Origin of the sequence: Pantoea sp. Mb-10, assembly GCF_021272205.1 — a bacterium.
In the GTDB taxonomy this organism is placed as follows: Bacteria; Pseudomonadota; Gammaproteobacteria; order Enterobacterales; family Enterobacteriaceae; genus Pantoea.
The window spans coordinates 312,375-330,972 of sequence record NZ_JAJSDX010000005.1 but is presented as its reverse complement, the minus strand read 5'-3'; the positions used below and the strand labels follow the sequence as shown (position 1 = coordinate 330,972).

At 58.5% G+C, this 18,598-nt stretch carries 17 protein-coding genes; 8 read left to right on the top strand and 9 right to left on the bottom strand.

What is annotated here, in order from left to right; translation table 11 throughout:
- Positions 1–23: 23 nt before the first annotated feature.
- Positions 24–920, bottom strand: a complete 897-nt coding sequence (locus tag LU196_RS12930; RefSeq protein ID WP_232757437.1) for a LysR family transcriptional regulator — start codon at positions 918–920, stop codon at positions 24–26.
- Positions 921–1,045: 125 nt separating this feature from the next.
- Here LU196_RS12930 and LU196_RS12925 point away from each other — a divergent pair, with 125 nt between their 5' ends.
- Together LU196_RS12925 and LU196_RS12920 are read left to right on the top strand one after the other, a co-directional pair.
- On the top strand, positions 1,046–2,425 hold the full coding sequence (locus LU196_RS12925) for an MFS transporter (protein WP_232757438.1): 1,380 nt from the start codon (positions 1,046–1,048) through the stop codon (positions 2,423–2,425).
- Positions 2,422–2,817 (top strand): DUF4440 domain-containing protein, encoded by a 396-nt coding sequence (locus LU196_RS12920; protein ID WP_232757439.1) that lies wholly within the window; start codon positions 2,422–2,424, stop codon positions 2,815–2,817. The genes LU196_RS12925 and LU196_RS12920 overlap by 4 nt, the downstream gene beginning before the upstream one ends.
- A 36-nt stretch (positions 2,818–2,853) precedes the next feature.
- On the opposite strand, the gene LU196_RS12915 is transcribed toward LU196_RS12920, so the two are convergent.
- Positions 2,854–3,933 (bottom strand): LacI family DNA-binding transcriptional regulator, encoded by a 1,080-nt coding sequence (locus LU196_RS12915; RefSeq protein WP_232757440.1) that lies wholly within the window; start codon positions 3,931–3,933, stop codon positions 2,854–2,856.
- 190 nt (positions 3,934–4,123) lie between these two features.
- Between LU196_RS12915 and LU196_RS12910 the strand changes: the two genes are divergently transcribed.
- The 5 genes from LU196_RS12910 (at position 4,124) to LU196_RS12890 (ending at position 8,797) form a co-directional block, all read left to right on the top strand.
- On the top strand, positions 4,124–4,945 hold the full coding sequence (locus LU196_RS12910) for an ABC transporter substrate-binding protein (RefSeq protein WP_232757441.1): 822 nt from the start codon (positions 4,124–4,126) through the stop codon (positions 4,943–4,945).
- Positions 4,946–5,018: 73 nt separating this feature from the next.
- A complete protein-coding gene (locus LU196_RS12905; protein ID WP_232757442.1) occupies positions 5,019–5,825 on the top strand; it encodes an amino acid ABC transporter permease in 807 nt (268 codons plus the stop codon).
- A 1-nt stretch (position 5,826) separates the two neighbouring features.
- Positions 5,827–6,573 carry an amino acid ABC transporter ATP-binding protein gene (locus tag LU196_RS12900; protein ID WP_232757443.1) on the top strand — a complete coding sequence of 249 codons (747 nt, stop codon included), beginning with the start codon at positions 5,827–5,829 and terminating at the stop codon, positions 6,571–6,573.
- Positions 6,570–7,646 carry a Gfo/Idh/MocA family oxidoreductase gene (locus LU196_RS12895; RefSeq protein ID WP_232757444.1) on the top strand — a complete coding sequence of 359 codons (1,077 nt, stop codon included), beginning with the start codon at positions 6,570–6,572 and terminating at the stop codon, positions 7,644–7,646. The genes LU196_RS12900 and LU196_RS12895 overlap by 4 nt, the downstream gene beginning before the upstream one ends.
- A gap of 29 nt (positions 7,647–7,675) precedes the next feature.
- Entirely contained in the window at positions 7,676–8,797 is a 1,122-nt protein-coding gene (locus LU196_RS12890; protein WP_370640998.1) for an NAD(P)/FAD-dependent oxidoreductase, read from the top strand.
- Positions 8,798–8,835: 38 nt separating this feature from the next.
- On the opposite strand, the gene LU196_RS12885 is transcribed toward LU196_RS12890, so the two are convergent.
- Positions 8,836–9,090: an EexN family lipoprotein gene (locus LU196_RS12885; protein ID WP_232757446.1), complete on the bottom strand. Its 255-nt coding sequence runs from the start codon at positions 9,088–9,090 to the stop codon at positions 8,836–8,838.
- 357 nt (positions 9,091–9,447) lie between these two features.
- On the opposite strand from LU196_RS12885, the gene LU196_RS12880 reads away from it, so the two are divergent.
- Entirely contained in the window at positions 9,448–11,022 is a 1,575-nt protein-coding gene (locus LU196_RS12880; protein WP_232757447.1) for a methyl-accepting chemotaxis protein, read from the top strand.
- A 506-nt stretch (positions 11,023–11,528) separates the two neighbouring features.
- Here LU196_RS12880 and LU196_RS12875 read toward each other — a convergent pair.
- The 6 genes from LU196_RS12875 to LU196_RS12850 all read right to left on the bottom strand — a co-directional run bounded on the left by LU196_RS12875 (position 11,529) and on the right by LU196_RS12850 (position 18,435).
- On the bottom strand, positions 11,529–13,181 hold the full coding sequence (locus LU196_RS12875; protein ID WP_232757448.1) for a methyl-accepting chemotaxis protein: 1,653 nt from the start codon (positions 13,179–13,181) through the stop codon (positions 11,529–11,531).
- Between the two features lie 382 nt (positions 13,182–13,563).
- Positions 13,564–13,875, bottom strand: coding sequence for a cupin (locus LU196_RS12870; protein WP_232757449.1), 312 nt, complete (start codon positions 13,873–13,875; stop codon positions 13,564–13,566).
- A gap of 184 nt (positions 13,876–14,059) precedes the next feature.
- Positions 14,060–14,950 (bottom strand): sugar phosphate isomerase/epimerase family protein, encoded by an 891-nt coding sequence (locus tag LU196_RS12865; protein ID WP_232757450.1) that lies wholly within the window; start codon positions 14,948–14,950, stop codon positions 14,060–14,062.
- 161 nt (positions 14,951–15,111) lie between these two features.
- Positions 15,112–16,281, bottom strand: a complete 1,170-nt coding sequence (locus tag LU196_RS12860) for a Gfo/Idh/MocA family protein (protein WP_232757451.1) — start codon at positions 16,279–16,281, stop codon at positions 15,112–15,114.
- 10 nt (positions 16,282–16,291) lie between these two features.
- Positions 16,292–17,215 (bottom strand): TIM barrel protein, encoded by a 924-nt coding sequence (locus tag LU196_RS12855; RefSeq protein ID WP_232757452.1) that lies wholly within the window; start codon positions 17,213–17,215, stop codon positions 16,292–16,294.
- Between the two features lie 197 nt (positions 17,216–17,412).
- Positions 17,413–18,435: a LacI family DNA-binding transcriptional regulator gene (locus LU196_RS12850; protein WP_232757453.1), complete on the bottom strand. Its 1,023-nt coding sequence runs from the start codon at positions 18,433–18,435 to the stop codon at positions 17,413–17,415.
- Between the last annotated feature and the right edge of the window lie 163 nt (positions 18,436–18,598).

The following is an 18,598-nucleotide window of genomic DNA, read 5'->3' as shown; positions in this document are numbered from 1 at the left end:
TTTGCGCACCCGCGGTGAACGCGCTACGCCGCGTGAGCCAGCCGCGCGCACAGCAGATCGATGGCGGTGCGCACTTTTTCCGGGACGTGCCGCGTGTGGGGATAGACCGCGTAAATACCCTGGCGGGGAAAGCCATGATCCGGCAGCAGCGCCACCAGCTTCCCCTCGGCGAGCGCCTCGTTCACCAGCCAGTCGGGCAGCAGCGCAACGCCCGCTCCCGCCCGGGCAAACGCCAGCAGAGATGCAGCGCTGTCGGCCACAATCGCGGCGGGTGATTGCGCCTCAAACGCGACCGTTTCGCCTGCGGGCGTGGTGACTTGCCAGCTGAGCGGCGCGGTTAAACGGCTATGGGCAATCCACTGCGCTTCTGCCAGATCGGCGAGCTGCCGCACAGGATGGGTACGCAGATAGGCGGGTGACGCCACCGGCACAATCGCAAATTGGTCAATCAGTCTCGCGTGGTGCGTGGAATCGGCCAGCTGCCCAAGGCGGATGGCCAGGTCAAAACGCCCGGAAATCAGATCGTCACTTTGTGAAGAAGCGACGTGCTGGATGCGCAGCTGCGGATGCGCTGCGCGCAGTGCGGCCAGCGCGGGCACCACCACGCGAGCGCCATATTCCGGCGTGGTGGTGACACGCAGCAAGCCGCGTAATCCGGCGTGATTGCCGCGCACCTCTTCCAGCACGCGCGCCGCATCCTGCAGCAGCCCTCGCCCTTGATGGTAAAAGCGTTCGCCCGCCTCTGTTGCTGAGACGCGGCGCGTGCTGCGGGTGAGCAGCGCCACCGCCAGCTCCGCTTCGAGCTGTTTAATGTTCACGCTTACCACCGCTTTGGTCAGCCCAAGCGTATGGGCGGCACCGGTAAAACTCCCGGCGTCCACCACCGCAATAAAGATCTCAATGCGCTGCAGATTAAGCACAGCGTTTCCCTCTTCCTATGAACGATTGTCAAAAAATTTTTGACAGTGTAGCGGCTGCGGCTGGATTTATCTGCGTTTTTGCCCGCCTTATACTGCGTCGTCTGATCGGCTTGTTGGGAACGCTTATGCGTTATCGTGTCCAGGTGGCCAGCGTCTATTTGCTCGGCTTCTTTCTTGATTTAGTGAACATGTTTATCGCCAATGTGGCTTACCCGGATATCGGTCGCCACTTTAACGCGCCCTTAAGCCAGCTGGCGTGGGTGAGCAACGCGTATATGCTGGGCCTGACGCTGGTGATCCCCATCAGCGGCTGGCTGGCAAGCCGCGTTGGCGGGAAACGCGTGCTGATGGCCTCGCTGGCGCTGTTTATGCTGGCTACCTGCGGCGTTGGCGCCTCCGCGTCCCTCACGCAGCTGATCGTCTGGCGCGGACTGCAGGGCATGGGCGGCGGCCTGCTGATCCCGTTGGGCCAAACGCTGACCTACGCCCTGTTCCGCCCACACGAACGCGCCAAATTATCCTCGGCGGTGATGCTGGTTGCGCTGCTGGCACCGGCCCTCTCTCCCGCGCTGGGCGGCGTGCTGGTAGAGCATCTTGGCTGGCGCGGGGTGTTTTTGATTAGCCTGCCGCTGGCGCTGCTCACGTTTACGTTGGCGGGCTGCGGGCTCAAGCAGGAGCCGCCTACGCCCAACACCGAGCCGCTGGATAGCGTGGGCCTGGTAAGCGGCTGCGCGGCCTTAACCCTGCTGCTGCTGGGATTGACCTGGCTGGGCGAGGCGCACGCCGCTGCGCGGGGCGCGGCCACCCTGCTGGCGGGTGCACTTTGTCTCACTGGCTTTATCCGGCATAGTCTGAGGACGCGGGCACCGCTGCTTAACCTGCGCCTGCTCAACGCGCCGCGGTTGCGCACCGCCATGCTGCTGTATCACGGCGTGCCTGGCGTGTTTACCGGCGTGAATCTGCTGGCCATGCTCTATTTGCAGGGCCCGTTGGGAATGCGTGCGACGTGGGTCGGCGCCATGATGCTGCCTTGGGCCGCCGCCGCGTTTGTTGCAATTAGCCTAACGGGCAAGACCTTCAACCGCGGGGGCCCGCGTCCGCTGTTTCTTGCAGGCTGCGTGACGCAGGCGCTAGGGATGGGGTTGCTCGCCACCCTGGCTCACGACGGGATGGCGATACGCTGCGCCGTGGCCTTCGCCCTGATGGGCTTTGGCGGCAGCCTGGTGAGCAGCGCGGCGCAAAGCGCCGCATTTGTTGACCTTGCCGATGCCGACCTGGCGGATGCCAGCGCCCTGTGGAATATCAATCGTCAGCTGAGTTTTTGCGGCGGCGTGACGCTAATGAGCCTGCTATTTGCGCTTCTGCTCCTCACCGGGCAGCCGCAGGCGCATGCCTATCGTCTGTGCTTTATCTTCGCCGCGTGCAGCGCGGCAATCCCCCTGCTGTGCTGTATGCGTTTGGCAAACACGCCCGGCATTTCGCCCTTAACTCAGGAAAAAAAATGAACCGTTATCGACAGGAAGTGCGGGATGCGCACGTGCTGATTCAACGCTGGCTGAGCGATGCCGACGCCGATGACGCGGTGTGCGATGCGCTGCTGGCGCGCTTTAGCCCAACCTTTAGCATGGTGACGCCGCAGGGTGTCCTGCTTGATTTTGACGCGCTGCGCACCTTCTTTCAGGCGCAGCGCGGTGCGCGGCCGGGTCTGCACATTGCCATCGCGGAGGCGCGGGTGTTAACGGAGCACGCGCACGGCGCCACCGTATTTTACCGGGAATGGCAGCAGCTGCCGGGCCAGCCGGCGATACCGCGCTTTTCAACCGCTGTGCTAACCTGCGACGACGCAGGACACATTTTGTGGCAGCATCTGCATGAAACCGCCCAGCCCCTGGCCTGAGCCGCCGCGCGCGGCCTTCCTCACCGTTTCCGGCGCTCAGCGCGCCGCAAGCCGGTTTTCGCCGAGGGAGCCGCGCACCACCAGCCAGCTGTCGAAAACGGGCAACGGCCCAGGCGATTGCTGACGAATGTGGCAGATCAGCCTGCGCGCCGCTTCCCGCCCCATTTCATAGACCGGCTGCGCCACCACCGTGAGCGGCGGCGTCATCAGTTCCGTCCACGGGAAATCGTCGTACATCATAAAGGCGATGTCTTGCGGCACGCGCAGACCCCGTTTCGCCAAGCCGCGCAGCATGCCCATCGCAATCAGGTTGTCGGAGGCGATCAGCGCCGTGGGCGGATCGTCCAGCGCCAGCAGCGCGGTGAGGATCTGCTCAATGCTGTCATTGCTGGTGGCATTGAGCCGCACCAGGGCGGGGTCCAGTTCGCTACCCACAGCCTGATGCGCGTCAATCATGCCCTGCACTCGCTGCGCCACCGGCGTTGGCCCCAATGCCAGGCCGTGAGAATACGGCTGCGCGATGCGCATGCTGGAGACATAGGCGATGCGCTGATGCCCGGCGTTTAACAACTGCTGCGTCGCCTGCTTCGCCACGCTTAAAAAATTGGCCTGAATCGTTTCCACCGGCAGCCCTTCTACCGCGCGGTCAAAGGTCATTAGCGCGCGGCCCTCAGCCAGGACCTGATGCAGGTGATCGTTATCCGCCGCCAGCGAGCTACAAGGGGCCACAATGATGCCATCCACCCGCTTATCCAGCATGACGCGCACCGCTTCGCGCTCCTCCTCAACGGTTTCATCGCTGTTGCTCAGCAGCAGATGGAACCCGGCCTGACGCGCCACATCCGCCATGCCGCGCAGCGCCAGACCAAAATGCGGATTCTCGATATCGCCGACAATCACCGCAATGGTGTTGGAACGTCCGGTGTTCATACTGCGCGCCAGCTCATTGGGCCGATAGCCCAGCGCTTCTGCCGCCTGGGTGACACGGGCCTGCACCTCTTCACTCACGGCCCCGTAGCCGCCCAGCGCGCGTGCCGCCTGAGCCTTCGACACCCCGGCTTGTCGGGCGACGTCGGCCACCGTGGGCCCCCGCATCAGCGGCTTTTTTAAGGTCATAATTATTTCCAATCACAAGTTGATAACATCTACGTTGACGCTGAATAACACGTGTGCTTAATATCAGTATATCCACTTGAGACCGGTCTCACAACAAGAACGGTTTCGCTTTATTCTTCACTGAGACCGGTCTCAAGTCGTTCCGGATCGGTGAATCGTGTAGTTTCACCTGCAAATAGGGAAGCGCTTTATGACATCGCATAAACGTTCAACCTCGCTCACCGCCGCCCTGCTGGGCAGCGCGGTTCTGCTGTCAGCCACCTTCAGCGTCCGGGCAGCGAGTGACGCCAATCCGTACGGATTAATCGACCCCGGGCACCTGCGCGTGGCGAGCCTGGGTGATGCCAAGCCGTATACCTTCACCGATAAAAACGGCAATTTCACCGGCTTTGACGTGGAGTTCTTCAAAAATGTGGCCCACCGTATCGGCATCGATAAGGTGGATTTTGTTGGGCAGGACTTCTCCGCCATTCTGCCTGCGGTGGCCAACGGGCAATACGATGCGGGCGTCGCCGCTATCGGTATCACCCCCGCGCGGGAAAAAACCGTGGATTTCTCCACCGGCTATCTTGCGGGCTATTTAACGGTGTTAACGCGCAGCGACAGCGGCGTGAAGAACGTCGAGACGCTGGCGCACAAACGGCTGGGCGTGATTCAAGGGACGCTGCAAGAAAGCTATGCGTTGCAGCACTTCAAACAGACGGACCTGGTGCGCTTCCCGGATAACAATGCCGCCGTCTCCGCGCTGAACAACGGCACGCTGGATGCCATGTTCCTGGATTATGAAGCAGCGAAAGACTATGCCAGTCGCTTCAAACTGACCACCGCCGCCAATATCCCCTCTTTCGATGCCCCGGCTGGCGTGGCGATAGCCAAAAACAAACCCGCGTTTAAAGCGGCGCTGGATAAGGCCATCAAAGATGCGATGCAGGACGGCACGTGGAAACAGCTCTATCAGAAGTGGTTCCCAGGATCGCCTATGCCGGAGCAGTACCTGCCCCATCATCCTTAATTCCCGCGCCCCTTACGCGCGCGTAGGCACCCGGTGATGGTCGCTGTCCATCACCCGCAAATGAGAGTCGGCTATGGATCTGATTACGCTTCTTTCTCGTACCTTTTTCGATATTTCCGCTATGCGGGATGTGCTGCCGCAGCTGCTGACCACCGGGCTGGTGAATACGGTGATCATCTCGGTGGCGGCGACGGTGCTGGGCACCTTCTTTGGCTTGATTCTGGCGCTAATGGGCATTTCACCCGCGCGCTGGCTGCGCGTGCCCGCCCGGCTGTATACCGATCTGTTTCGCGGCCTGCCGTCGATCCTCACCATTCTGCTGATTGGTCAGGGTTTGGCGCGCTTCAGCTATCAGCTGTTTGGCCCCACCCCCTACCCGCTGGGCATTTTTGCCCTGAGCCTGATTGCCAGCGCCTACATGGGCGAGATTTTTCGCTCCGGCATTCAAAGCGTGGAACAGGGGCAGATGGAAGCCTGCCGGGCGCTGGGCATGAGCTATGGCCGGGCGATGCGGCTGGTGATTATACCGCAAGGGATCCGCCGCGTGCTGCCCGCCATCGTTAATCAGTTTATTGCCATCATCAAAGACTCGTCGCTGGTGTATCTGCTGGGGCTGATGACCAACCAGCGTGAACTGTTCCGCGTCGGTCAGGATGCGGCGGTGCTGAGCGGCAACCTGTCGCCGCTGATGCTAGCCGGGCTGTTTTACCTGGTGATCACCGTGCCGCTGACGCACGCGGTGAACTATATCGATGTGCGTTACCGCACCGGACGCCGCCGCGCCACGGCGCCGCAAAGCGGCTTGAAAGAGATCGATGAAGTCACGGTGAAACGGGCGGTTGCGCCCACGGCCTCCTTTACCAGCGGACAAGGACATTAACATGACGCCCACTTCTGCCTTTCACGGCGCCAGCCTCGAATTGCGTAATTTGACGCTCGCCTACGGCCCCATTGAGGTGCTGCGCAACGTTTCGTTGAACGTCGCGCCCGGCACCACCACCTGCATCATCGGCCCGTCGGGTTCGGGGAAATCCACCCTGCTGCGCGGTATCAACCGCCTGCATGAACCACGCAGCGGCGATGTGCTGCTGGGCGGCCGCTCGGTGCTAAAAGACAAACCCGACGCGCTGCGGCTGCGCATCGGCATGGTGTTTCAACATTTCAATCTGTTTCCCGACCACAGCGCGCTGGAAAACGTGGCGCTGGCTCCGTGGAAGGTGAAAGGACGCCCGAAAGCCGAAGCGCTGCAGATTGCCCGCCAGCGTCTGGCCGATGTGGGGCTGGCCCAGCGTGCCGACCATCGACCGCGCGATCTCTCGGGCGGCCAGCAGCAGCGCGTGGCTATCGCACGTGCGCTGGCAATGGAGCCCGAGGTGATGCTGTTTGATGAAGCCACGTCGGCGCTCGACCCCGAACTGGTCAAAGGCGTACTGACGTTGATGGCCGATCTTTGCCAGCGCGGCATGACCATGGTGGTGGTCACCCACGAGATGGGCTTCGCCCGGCGCGTGGCCGATCAGGTGGTGTTTATGGATGAAGGGGAAATTGTGGAGGCCGGGACGCCTGAACAGGTGTTTGAGCGCCCGCAATCGCCGCGCTTACAGCGTTTTTTATCGGAGGTGCTTTGATAACACATCGCAGGGTCGCAGGCCCGATTCGTACCGCGCTGGTGGGCTTTGGCGTGGCAGGCAGCGTGTTTCATGCGCCGCTTGTCGCCCACAACGCCGACTATCAGCTTGATGTCATTGTCACCCGCGATGCGCAACGCGTCGCAACAGCGAGGCAGCGCTACCCGCAGGCGCGCATTGTGCCCGACTGGGACGCGTTGATGCAGCTGATTGACTGCGGCACCCTCGCCGTGGATCTCATTGTGCTGGCGACGCCCCCTGCCCAGCATCGGGCGCAGGCGCTGCAGGCCAGCGAGCGCGGGATTCACCTGGTGGTGGATAAGCCGTTTGCGCCGGATGTCGCCGCCGCCGAGGCGATGATCCATGCGGCGCAGCAGGCTAACACGCTGCTGACGGTGTTCCACAATCGCCGCTGGGACGGGGATTTTTTGACGCTCAAGCAGTTACTGCAGGACGACGCGTTTGGCACGGTGCGAACCTTTGAATCCCGCTTCGAGTGGTGGCGCCCCGAGGGCTTTGGCAACTGGCGCGATCGCGTCTCTCTGGCGCAAGGCGGCGGCCTGCTGCTGGACTTGGGCAGTCACCTGATCGATCAGGCCATGCAGCTGTTCGGACCGGTGCAAGATGCCTACGCCGAGCTGGCGCGCCACAGCGGTGCGCAGTCGGACAGCGACGAAGATTGCTTTGTCTCGCTGCTGCATCATAACGGCGTGCGCTCGCGGCTCTGGATGAACGGCCAGGCCGCGCTCAATGCGCCGCGTTTTCACCTGCTGGGCAGCCAGCGCGCCTTTACCCATTGGGGGTTGGATAATCAGGAGCCGCAGCTGGCGGCCGGCATGTCGCCCTTAGACCCGCGCTACGGCGTCACCCCACCTGAAGGCGATGCGCGTATCGGTCTCCCTGGCGACGTCGAGGCGATCGCGCTGCAGCGCGGTAACTACCCCGCATTCTATCAACAGCTGGCTGTCGCGCTGCTGCACGGTGCGCCACCGCCGGTGGCGGCCGACGACGCGTTAGCGGTGCTGAAGCTGATTACGCAGCTTCATCAGCAACATCACGTGCGCGTGGCGTGAATAACGTCACGCTTTAACAGAAGGAAATAATGATGACGCAACACTCTGTAGCCAAAACCGTTGTGGTGCTGGGCGGCGGTATTTTGGGGGTTTCAACCGCCTGGCAGCTGGCTAAAGCCGGCGCCAGGGTCACGCTGGTCACTGAGGCGGCACTCTGTTCGGGCGCATCGGGGCGATCGCTCTCGTGGCTCAATTCGGCCGGAGAGCGTTCACAGCCCTATCACGCGCTGCGCATGGCGGGCATCGATCGCTATCGCACGCTGTTTGCCCGCCATCCCAACCTTGATTGGCTGCGTTTTGATGGCGCGCTGTATTGGGCCGACAACGACGAGGCGGGAACCCGCGCGCGGCATGCGTACGAAAAGGCACACGGCTACGCCTCGCAGCTGGTTGGGCTGGAGTGCGTCGGCGCGCTGGATCCGCAGGTTAACCGCGCGGCGCTTGCCGAGCTGGCCATCGCCAATCCGGGCGAGGGCTGGGTCAGCCTGCCGCATCTGGCGGCGCATTTGCTCGCGGAATTTACCGCCTGCGGCGGCGAGGTGATTGAACATGCGGGCCACGCCCAGGTCATGACCACTGACGGACGCGCTGTCGGCGTGCGCAGCGAGAAGCGCGGTGAATTTCGCGCCGATCGGGTGCTGGTGGCCTGTGGTCCGTGGACGCCAGCGGTGGTCGCGCCGCTCGGTGTGCATATCGCAAACGGATCGCCGGTGTCGATGCTGGTAACCAGCACCCCGCAGCCTGCGGACGTGCGCGTGGTGATGAATACACCGCGCGCGGCGATCCGTCCCAATCCAGGGAATACGCTGGCGGTGGATCACGACTGGTATGAGCACGATATTGTGGCACACCCTGACGGCGAGTACAGTCTCGACCGCGCGGTCATTGATCAGCTGATGGTCGAAGCCGGTCGGCTCGTCGGTGCGGGGAAACCGCTGGAGGCGGCAAGCTGGAAGATCGGCCTGAAGCCGATTCCGGGTGACGGTGAACCGGTGGTCGGCGAACTCGCGCGCGTGCCTGGCTGCTTCGTGGCCTTTACCCACTCCGGCGCCACGCTGGCGCTGATTCTGGGCGAGTTGCTCACGGATGAGATCCTCACCGGCATCAAACACCCGATGCTGGCGACGTTCCGTGCGGAACGATTTAACTGATCGGTCCCCGCGCCATCGGAAGGTGGCGCGGGCGCGCGTTAGTTTTTCTTGACGTCAAAACTCCAGAACTTCGGCTCCGAATGTTTGATGTTATCGTCGGCTACCGCAGCGGCATCGATGGCGTTGCGGCAATCTTCCGTGGCGCGTGGTTTGGGATCTTTCTCGCAGGTCGCCACTTTTTCGTTGCGCTCTTTAGCGTGTGCTTTATACCAATCGAGGCTCTGCGCCTCTTCCTTACATCCGGCCAGCAGCGCGGTACCCAGCACAGTCAGTAGCAATAGCCCCGTTTTCATACTCAATTCCTTTTAATGTTTTCGTCTGGCGGGGAGTATAGCGCCACGTCTCCTGACCCGTAAATTGGCCCGGGTACTTGCAAGAAAATTCCGATCGCGCATCAGCGCATTTTCTTATGGCTCATTGCAGAAAAGGGCTTCACCTCACCTCTCCTCATCCTCTGCCGCAGGCGCCGCGCCACGTGCGCACGCCCAGTCATCGCGTTCGCTTATGGGTAATCTCTTAAAACGTGATCGCTGAGGCGCTGCTGCTGTTTTATTCATCAAGCGGCGCGTAAATAACCGCTCTGCTTTGCCGATAACCGCAACGTAAGTGCAGTAAAAAAAATAATAGATATCACTTTTTCGGGGAATCGTATGAAAATCACAACCGGCCGTAAAATCGCTTTGGCGTTCGGCATCATCGTTATCGTCTCACTGATTGGCAGCAGTTTATCCATCCTCAACTTTCTCAAGTTGCGTCAGGCCAATGGCTGGAACGTGCACAGCTATCAGGTCATGAACCTTAGCGACGCCATGCTCGCGGATATGATCAATATGGAAACCGGCGTGCGCGGATTCCTTATTTCTGGTCATGATAGTTATTTGGCGCCGTTTAACAGCAGTCGATCGGCGTTTGATGACAAGCTCAATCAGCTGCGGAGCCTGACCGCGGATAACGCCGCGCAGCAGCAGCGGCTGGATGATCTGCTCGCGCTGCATAAGAATATCGAGGCCATTGATCTGCAGCTGATCGCCCTGCGGGGCGACGTCAACAGCGGCAAAGTCTCGTTGGAATCGCTGGTCAGCGTTTTTCAGGAGGGTCGCGATAAAGCCTTTATGGATCGCTACCGCGCCCTTGCCGCTGAATTTAACCATGCGGAATCCTCACTGCTGGCACAGCGCTCTGAAGAGGTGAACAGATTGGCGCTGGACACCAAAGTGACGCTCAGCGCCGCTGGTCTCATTACTATTTTGCTGTCGGTGGTTTTGGGCTATCTGATCACGCGCAGCATTCTTCGCGCGCTGGGCGGCGAGCCGAGCACGGCGGCTGACGTCGCCAGCCAGATCGCCAAAGGGGATCTCACCATGGCGATCGCCGTTCCTCTGAACAGCCAGAGCAGCCTGATGGCGTCGCTGGAAGCGATGCGTCAGCAGCTCGTTACCATTGTCAGCGGGATCCAATCCTCCGCCGAGCGCATCACCCTCTCTGCCAGTGAAATTGCGCAAGGCAATATTGACCTGGCGCAGCGCACCGAAGAACAGGCCGCCGCGCTGGAACAAACCGCCGCCAGTATGGAGCAACTGACCGCCACCGTGCGCCAAAACAGCGAAAACGCCCGCCAGGCCAACCATCAGGCTGATTCAACCTCGCAGGTCGCGGTTCAGGGCGGCGACGTGGTGAATCAAGTGGTGGAGACCATGCGCGCCATCTCCGACAGCTCGGGCAAAGTGGCGGAGATCATCGCGGTGATTGAGGGGATCGCGTTTCAAACCAATATTCTGGCGCTGAATGCCGCCGTTGAGGCCGCGCGCGCGGGCGAAGGCGGTCGAGGTTTTGCGGTGGTGGCCGGTGAGGTGCGCTCGCTGGCGCTGCGCAGCTCTACCGCCGCGAAAGAGATCAAGGATCTGATTACCCTGTCCGTTGATCACGTCACGCGCGGATCGGGCCTGGCGCTGCAAGCGGGTCACCGCATGGAAGATATTGTGAAATCGGTGCAGGGCGTGAATACCATCATGGGCGAGATCACCATTGCCTCGGACGAACAGAGCAACGGTATCGGTCAGGTGAGTATCGCGGTGAGTCAGATGGATCAGGTGACGCAGCAGAATGCGGCGCTGGTACAGGAGGTTTCCTCTGCGGCTAAAGGCATGGTGGAGCAAACCGCCATGCTGCGCGAGGCGGTGTCGATTTTCCGTATTGAACCGGCGCAGACGGCGGCGGTGCAGTAATTACTGCCTGCCATCATAACGGCGCTATGCGCGGCAACCTCCTTTTGCGGGGTTGCCGCGCTATCCTCTCCGCTCCCTGACCCACGCCCGCCACGCGCCGTCTCTCAGCACGCGTTTTCCGTGGTGAACCTGTTTCCATGGGCCTCCGCATGATGGCCGAGCACGGCGTCATCACAGCACGTTGGCGACACCTGTGCCGCCCACGCAATCCCATCCCATGGGTCTGTACAATCCTCGACCTTAACGGCCCGGCTTAACCCGTTTTAGGGTGGCGCTTCCGCGGAAGCGTGGAACCGATTATCCCCTTGATACAGACTGCTAATCCCCGCCTGACGCACCTTTCAGCCAGGTTAAAGGCGCGGCGTACGGGTCGCCTTTATGCTTTATGCTCTCTGCACGCAATGACCCGTGCGCCAGGGCGCGTGGTTACCTGACTGGACGATGGATAAAAAAAAAGCGCTGACATCGCAGCGCTTTAAAACAGAGAACGGTGAAGGCGTCTGGCTTTAGAAGCTTTCCCAGCTCTCCTGACTTTGCGCGTGGCTCAGCCGCGCGGGAGCATGTTTGACCGCCGGCGCAGGATGACGCGGTACCGCCACCGCCACCGATGCGGCACCGTTGTCCAGAATAAAGGTGGCAACCAGCTTCGACAGATTCTCCGCTTGTTCCTGCAGCGACTTCGAGGCCGAAGACGCCTCTTCCACCAGGGAGGCGTTTTGCTGAGTCACCTCATCCATCTGGCCGATGGCTAAATGCACCTGCTCAATGCCTTTGCTCTGCTCAGATGTCGCCGCCGCAATTTCGTTGACCAACGCCGCCACTTGTTGAATGGCCGCGCTCACGTTCTCGGTGTTACCGCCCACCTGGGTCGCCTGCTCAAGCCCCTGCTCAACCTGGGACACAGAGACAGAAATCAGCTCCTTGATTTCGCGTGCAGCAGACGAGGAGCGCTGAGCCAGATTACGCACTTCAGATGCCACCACGGCAAACCCTCTGCCATGCTCGCCGGCGCGCGCCGCTTCAACGGCCGCGTTCAGCGCCAGGATATTGGTTTGGAAGGCGATACCTTCAATTAAGCCGGTGATTTCGGAAATTTTAGCGGAACTGCCGCGAATATCTGACATGGTTGCCAGCATCTGGGTAACCGCACTGCCGTTTTTACGGGAGAGCGCGTTCGCATCGTTTGCCAGTTCGCTGGCCTGTACGGCGCCTTCGGCGTTCTGGCGCACGGTCTCACTCAGGGTCGACATACTCGCCGAAGTCTGCTCCAGCGAGGCGGCCTGCTCCTCAGTGCGCGACGACAAGTCTTCATTACCCGCAGCAATTTGCGTGGAGCCGGTACTGACGGATTGTGCCGTGTGGTTGACTGACAACAGCGTAGTGGAAACGCGATGCAGTAAATTGTTGAAGGCCACCGCAGTTTGCCCGATTTCATCATTGCGCGACACCGCGGCGCTGCGCGTTAAATCCAGGCTGCTGCTGACGTCAACCATGGTGCTTTTCATACTATTAAGGCTGCGCTTAATACCCAGAATAATATTGATGGAGAAGATACCGAGCACGATAATGACCAGGATCGATGCGCTGCTCATAATCCACAGCGTTTTCGTGTAGATTTGGCCGTTTTGCACCCGCAGGTCATCGCCAATTTTGATATTGAGATCAATCTGCTTGGTAAACTCATTTTCCATATTGCGTGCCGCCGATCCTACACCGCCCTCGCCTCTGAGCATCCCCAAGGCAAGCGCGCTATTGTGACTGCGTGAAGCTGCATAAAAAGCCGGTAGCGACGCCCGCACGGCATCAATATTGTGGTATGCGTCCTCGGTCATACGCTTGTCTTCATCATTGGAAATATCGTTTGCCATGTAATAATCAGTGAGGGATTTCAGCGTATTGAGCAGACCCGTGATCTTCTCTTCTGCCGTGGTTTGTTCTTCGCTGGTCGCGGCAGTGACGTGACGGTAGAGCGCGATACCTAACTGGTTGGTGGTGCTGATGGATTTATTGAGGTCTTTAATACTGGGTATCGCATTTGCCTGCACATATTCAAATCGCGCCTGGAAGCCAGAAATCACCGACAGTGAAGCGGCAACGAGCGCGCAGAGGGATAACGCCAGCAGAAAAAAAGCCAGCAACAAACGCTGTGTAATAGTCATAAATAGCCCGGAGTAAACGTTGGTAGGTGTGAGTAGATTTATCGACGCGCGATTCAACGGCTTTAGTGCTTTATTTAAAGATAATTTCTATTTTTATTATGGAAAGTTTTCCTTAATCGACTAGCCCGCCGTTGCGATTAAAATACCGCGGATCAAGCTTCAATAAAAATAATGAGTTAATCCTTTTTATTAGTAAAAAAAGCAACACCTGGGAATAATCGGGTTGTTGTCGTCGCTGGCAATGAATGCGCGGCGGAGGGAGGGACATAATGTGGGTGCGATTGTTTTTGTCTCACGCTACGCGTCAGTCTCAACCGTGCGGCGGGCACCGGGCGGCGGTTTAGCGGCGTCAACAGCCCGCCGGTTATGCCGGTAAACCGTGCTATACGGACCCCTGTTTTTCAATGACCAAAATCCGAGCTTCGCCTTGGGGACAGGCAATGTGCTCGGTGCCTTCACTGGCATAAAAAATATCGCCAACGTGCAGATTTTTACTTTTAATCTCGCCATTTTCTTTGTACTGCATTTCTACGCAGCCATCCATAACGGCAAAAACTTCTTGTCCATCATTGATATGCCACTTATAAGGACGGTCGGTCCAGTGAAGTTTTACGGTAGTATCGCCAAACTGCGTAATGGGCTGGGCTTCCCACGCTTGCGATCCGGTAAATGCTTTGCTGCGATAAACTTTCATCTTCTTGTCCTTAAAATTGAGTATGACGCTGCAAATTAAAAAACGTGAATGACTTGGCAGGCGCGTTAATTATAAAAATAATGCGTTAATACGTTAACGGCATCATTACCCCGGTAAATTATCGCTATTTTATAACGAGTGGGTAACCCGCACGCGTTAATCAGCGGTCTCATGGTAATCGTCCTTAGCGGTGAGGTGCAAGCAACTCTCTTTCCAGTCGCTCGCGCGTCTCAACGGCCTGATACGCCATTTTTTCCGGATAGCCGAACAGCGAGGCGGCCACTATCGATTCGCCGCCAATAGGAAAGGTCCGCTCCGCAAATTTCATCGCGCGCATCACGCGGAACAAGGTGTCGAAATCAACCTCGCCCTCACCGATACCCACATGCTGGTGGATGGTGGCGTCAACGCCAGGGGGATTGACAATGTAGCGGCAGTGCCGAGTGTGATTCATGGTATCGGCGATCAGGACATGAGAAAGATCATCACCGGCATGACGCAGCATTTTCTCGATATCGCCCTTTCCTTTGTCGTAAAAAAACGTGTGCGGCACACTGTAAAGGTATTTCACATGATCGCTTCTGAACGATTTGACCATATTGACGGTTTCATTGTTTTCTTCGCAGAAATCCCACGGGTGCGCCTGAATTTCAACGCGAAGACCTTCACGCTCAAACAGCGGGAGCAGCGCTTCCATTGAGCGGTAAAACATCTCATCGCAAATTTCGGGCTGGTTAGGGTCACCAGCCAGTTCCGTATTGATCACTTGCACATCCATCTCCACGGCGATTTCAATCATCCGCTTCCAGTTTTTCACCGCGGCCTGGCGGCGTAATTCATCCGGACCGGACCAGCGGTAGACACAAATAAAAGGGGAGATCGCCAACCCGGTCTCCCGCAGGGCATTTTTATATTCCGCCAGAATGTCACGACTGGCTCGGGGGTGCTTGTAGAACGGGTTAATCTCCGGATGCGGCGACTGCTCGATATAGCGATAGCCCCAATCAGCCACTTGGTGGACCATTTTTCTAATACCCAACTCTTTAATGACATCGACATCAAATGCGATTTTCATTGCTGTCACCTTATGACATGTGGTCTGAATTCGCGGCGCTGTTCAAGCCGCGTAAAGCGAGTGCGAACACTCGCTGCGCCGCCATCGCCTGATTGGCTCCGTGATCAGCCCTCGCGCGATCGCAGCGGGCATGCGGTTCATTGCCGTCCCGCACGCGGGGTCTAACACGTCACCCAGACCGAACCGGCCTCTGCTGAACGCACGCAGTCTTCTACCCAACGGACGCCGGTCAAACCGGAATGGACATCCGGGTACCAGAAATCGTTGAGAAACGCGATATCACCGCGATCGGTGGCGTCCATGGCGATAGCGAACCGTCGATAGAGGTTGGCCCAGGCTTCGAAAAGTCCCTCAGGGTGGCCGCCGCCGATACGGTCATCTGCACGCGCGCGCGGGTGAAGATAATCCATGCCCCTTTCGAGAATGCGCACCGGCTCGCCCTGCACTTCATAGCGCAGCTGATTGGGCTGCTCATCCCACCACTCAATGCTGGCTTTCTCGCCGATGATGCGGATTTTCTGACCGTGCATCGAACCACAGTTGACCGCCGACGCCCATAGGCTGCCCACGGCACCATTTTCATACTCCATCAGGACAAACGCGTTATCTTCGAGCGGCGCGCGGCTTTTGACAAAACTTTGCCGCGAACAGAGCAGCCGGCGGATTTTCAACGCCGGCGCCATGGTTTCTGCAAGACATAAAGGATGAGTCGCCAAATCTCCCAATACATAACTCGGCCCCACAAGGCGTGGATCAACGCGCCAGCGCGTGCTGGCGTTGTGCTGCTCCACCGAAGCATTGTGAAAACCGTGCGCAAACTGCATGTTGACGATGCGGATTTCCCCTAGCAGGCCTTGGGCTATCATTTCTCGCGCCTGGTGAATAAGCTGATGACCCGCATACCCATAAGTCACACCCACAATCTTCTTTTTCTCGCGGCTGAGCCTGACCAGATGCGCCGCCTCTTCCCCGGTGAAACACAACGGCTTCTCGCATACCACATGCAGGTTGGCTTCCAGCGCGGCGCAGCACACAGCAAAATGAGTATTGTTGGGGGTGGCAATGGAAACCGCCTGAATGCCGTCCTCGCGTTTCGCCTCTTCTGTAAACAGGGTCTGGTAGTCGGCATAGCAGCGTTCCGGCGATAACCCCAGCGCCTCGCCAAACGCACGCCCGCGTCCGGCGTCAATATCAAACGCCCCGGCGACCAAAGTAAACGTATTATCACGCAGCGCAGACGCGCGGTGGATATAACCAATCTGGCTGGTCTCTCCGCCGCCTACCATGCCCCACCGTAGCGAGCTTTCGAGAGGTTTTATGCCATTAATCATCGCATTCTCCTTAAAAACCGACCGACTGCAGATACTGTAGACTGGCGGTCACATCCCCCAGGCTGCCATCCGCATGGCGCGGATCCCGCTCCTGTTCAATGGTGACCCACCCCTGATAGCGACGCTTGCGCAGCAGTGCGTGCACGGCCTGATAATCAATGTCACCGCGGCCCAGCGGACACATAACGCCCATGGCACAGGCAGAGAAAAAATCTTGCTCCTGACTGACCACCTCACGCCAAATCGCCGCGTTAACATCTTTAAAGTGCAGGTAATCAATGCGCTCCCAGTAATGATCAAGCGCGGCGAGGGGATCCATCCCCGCGTAATAAAGATGCCCCGTATCCAGGCAAAGTCCGGCAACGTGATGGGGAATGTCGCGCACTAACTTTTCCAGTTCATCGGCAAATTCAATGCACCCTCCGGCATGCGGATGTACCACCGGCCTTACCCCGTACTCTTGCCAGGCGATTTCACTCAACACAGTGATGTGGTCCATCAAAGCGCACCATGCCGTTTCGCTAAGGCGCGGGGCTTTATGGGGCTGTCCCGCCGTGGCGGCGCGATGCGGATTGCCAAAATCGATGATAACCAGATAGGGCGCAGGCTGACTGATGCCGGGACGATCCTCACGCTGGCCAAGGGCTTGCAGGTTTCGGCAGATATTGTGGGTGCGTTCGACCATCGCCGGAAAGTGTGCGTCGCTCACCAGATCGTCAAAAATCGTCCCCGCGATAATGGACAGATCGTTGGCCGCCAGCGCCGCGCTCAACGCAGAGGCCTCTGTGGGAAGATAGCCCCACGGCCCTAACTCCAGGCTTTTGTAACCCGCAAGCGCGGCCTCTCTCAGTACCCGCTGCCAGGGCGGTAAATGGGGATTTTTTGGATCATCCACGCCCCAACAGCAGGGTGCGGTTGCAATAGAAAGCCTCATCTTTTCTCTCCTGATGCGACAAGGGGGTTTCGCGATCGGGATATCGGATCAGCCTGAACGCGTAGGCGCAGTATTGCGCCGGCATTTGATAGCCGGCAACCATCAGGATTGATTTATTTGAGGCAGATCGTGATTTAAAACATCATAAATTTGATAGCTTTTCATCAAAAGCAGGTGCTGCGCGGGTTGGTGCTGAATCAAAGATTCTCACGCGTGATCACGTCAAACGGGACCATCGTGTTACGCGATCCTCCTTCCCTGTGCCGGTGAGAGTGGATAAACACTGAAAGGATTTGCGCTGCGATAGCGTCGATGCGATGACGCAGCATCACCTCTACCCGTCCTGCAATGAGTGCCATTTCGTCGCCAACAAACGGGCCGTGACACACAATTTTAATCTCCGGACGCGCGCGATCGGCCAGGGCGTCGAGAACCCCTTCAATACCGCCGCAGGGCGCATAAATCAGCGCGATATCGGGATGTTGCTCAAGCAGTTGCACCGTCGCCTCGTAGCCGCCCGCAATGCTTTCATGGGTTTTCAACGGCTCTAACACCCTGAGCGCTTTTTTTGACTCGCGTAAATAAGACCGAAAACTGATTTCGCAACTTTCTTGACAGTTAAAACGGTGGTCTCCAAGCAGCACGCCAATGACACCCTGCTGTTCGAGCAATCGCTCGGCAAACCACCCTGCAGTGCGCCCTGCTTTCAGGTTATCAAGACCGATATAACCTGACTGACCGCAGGGGGAGAGATCGGAAAACAGCGTAAAAATATGCACGCCCGCGGCAGAGATTTTTTTGATGGCGTGGCGGATAAGCGGATTATCCAGCGCGATGAGTCCGATGCAATCGACCCGTGCTGCGAGCGTCTCAAGCGAAGCAACCACGCTCTCTGCGTCGTCAATATCCACCCACACAAACACGGGTTCGGGTTGCCCTTGCTCTCGGGCAAGGCGGGCGAGCTCGTCACAAAGCTGCTGATAAAACGAATAGTCTTTCGAAAGCAGAATAAAACCTGTACGCATCCCTGCCTTCATCATGCCGCTTTGGTGAGTCATGGCGTTACGCAGATCTTCACGATAGCCCAGCGCCTCGGCAGCACGCAGCACCTTTTCACGGGTTTCCTGCCGCACGGACGCTCGATTGTTTAGCACGCGGTCAACGGTCGCGACGCCCACGCTTGCGGCTTTGGCGACCGCTGACATGGAGATTTTTTTCATGATTGCGCCTGAAATGATAGGTTTCTATCAATTTAATCACAAAAAGCGACAAGCAGTAACAGGAATGATTTGCGAGTGGCAAAGAATCGTATCGTACTAAAGTAAAGCTGCAACCTTCGGATGCTGGCGGCATTTCCTCAAGTCATTTCTTCTGACGTGCAAA

Coding starts and splice junctions, on each gene's coding strand:
- LU196_RS12925 (WP_232757438.1), top strand. CDS start 1,046: ATGCGTTATCGTGTCCAGGTGGCCAGCGTCTATTTGCTCGGCTTCTTT.
- LU196_RS12920 (WP_232757439.1), top strand. CDS start 2,422: ATGAACCGTTATCGACAGGAAGTGCGGGATGCGCACGTGCTGATTCAA.
- LU196_RS12915 (WP_232757440.1), bottom strand. CDS start 3,933: ATGACCTTAAAAAAGCCGCTGATGCGGGGGCCCACGGTGGCCGACGTC.
- LU196_RS12910 (WP_232757441.1), top strand. CDS start 4,124: ATGACATCGCATAAACGTTCAACCTCGCTCACCGCCGCCCTGCTGGGC.
- LU196_RS12905 (WP_232757442.1), top strand. CDS start 5,019: ATGGATCTGATTACGCTTCTTTCTCGTACCTTTTTCGATATTTCCGCT.
- LU196_RS12900 (WP_232757443.1), top strand. CDS start 5,827: ATGACGCCCACTTCTGCCTTTCACGGCGCCAGCCTCGAATTGCGTAAT.
- LU196_RS12890 (WP_370640998.1), top strand. CDS start 7,676: ATGATGACGCAACACTCTGTAGCCAAAACCGTTGTGGTGCTGGGCGGC.
- LU196_RS12885 (WP_232757446.1), bottom strand. CDS start 9,090: ATGAAAACGGGGCTATTGCTACTGACTGTGCTGGGTACCGCGCTGCTG.
- LU196_RS12880 (WP_232757447.1), top strand. CDS start 9,448: ATGAAAATCACAACCGGCCGTAAAATCGCTTTGGCGTTCGGCATCATC.
- LU196_RS12875 (WP_232757448.1), bottom strand. CDS start 13,181: ATGACTATTACACAGCGTTTGTTGCTGGCTTTTTTTCTGCTGGCGTTA.
- LU196_RS12870 (WP_232757449.1), bottom strand. CDS start 13,875: ATGAAAGTTTATCGCAGCAAAGCATTTACCGGATCGCAAGCGTGGGAA.
- LU196_RS12865 (WP_232757450.1), bottom strand. CDS start 14,950: ATGAAAATCGCATTTGATGTCGATGTCATTAAAGAGTTGGGTATTAGA.
- LU196_RS12860 (WP_232757451.1), bottom strand. CDS start 16,281: ATGATTAATGGCATAAAACCTCTCGAAAGCTCGCTACGGTGGGGCATG.
- LU196_RS12855 (WP_232757452.1), bottom strand. CDS start 17,215: ATGAGGCTTTCTATTGCAACCGCACCCTGCTGTTGGGGCGTGGATGAT.
- LU196_RS12850 (WP_232757453.1), bottom strand. CDS start 18,435: ATGAAAAAAATCTCCATGTCAGCGGTCGCCAAAGCCGCAAGCGTGGGC.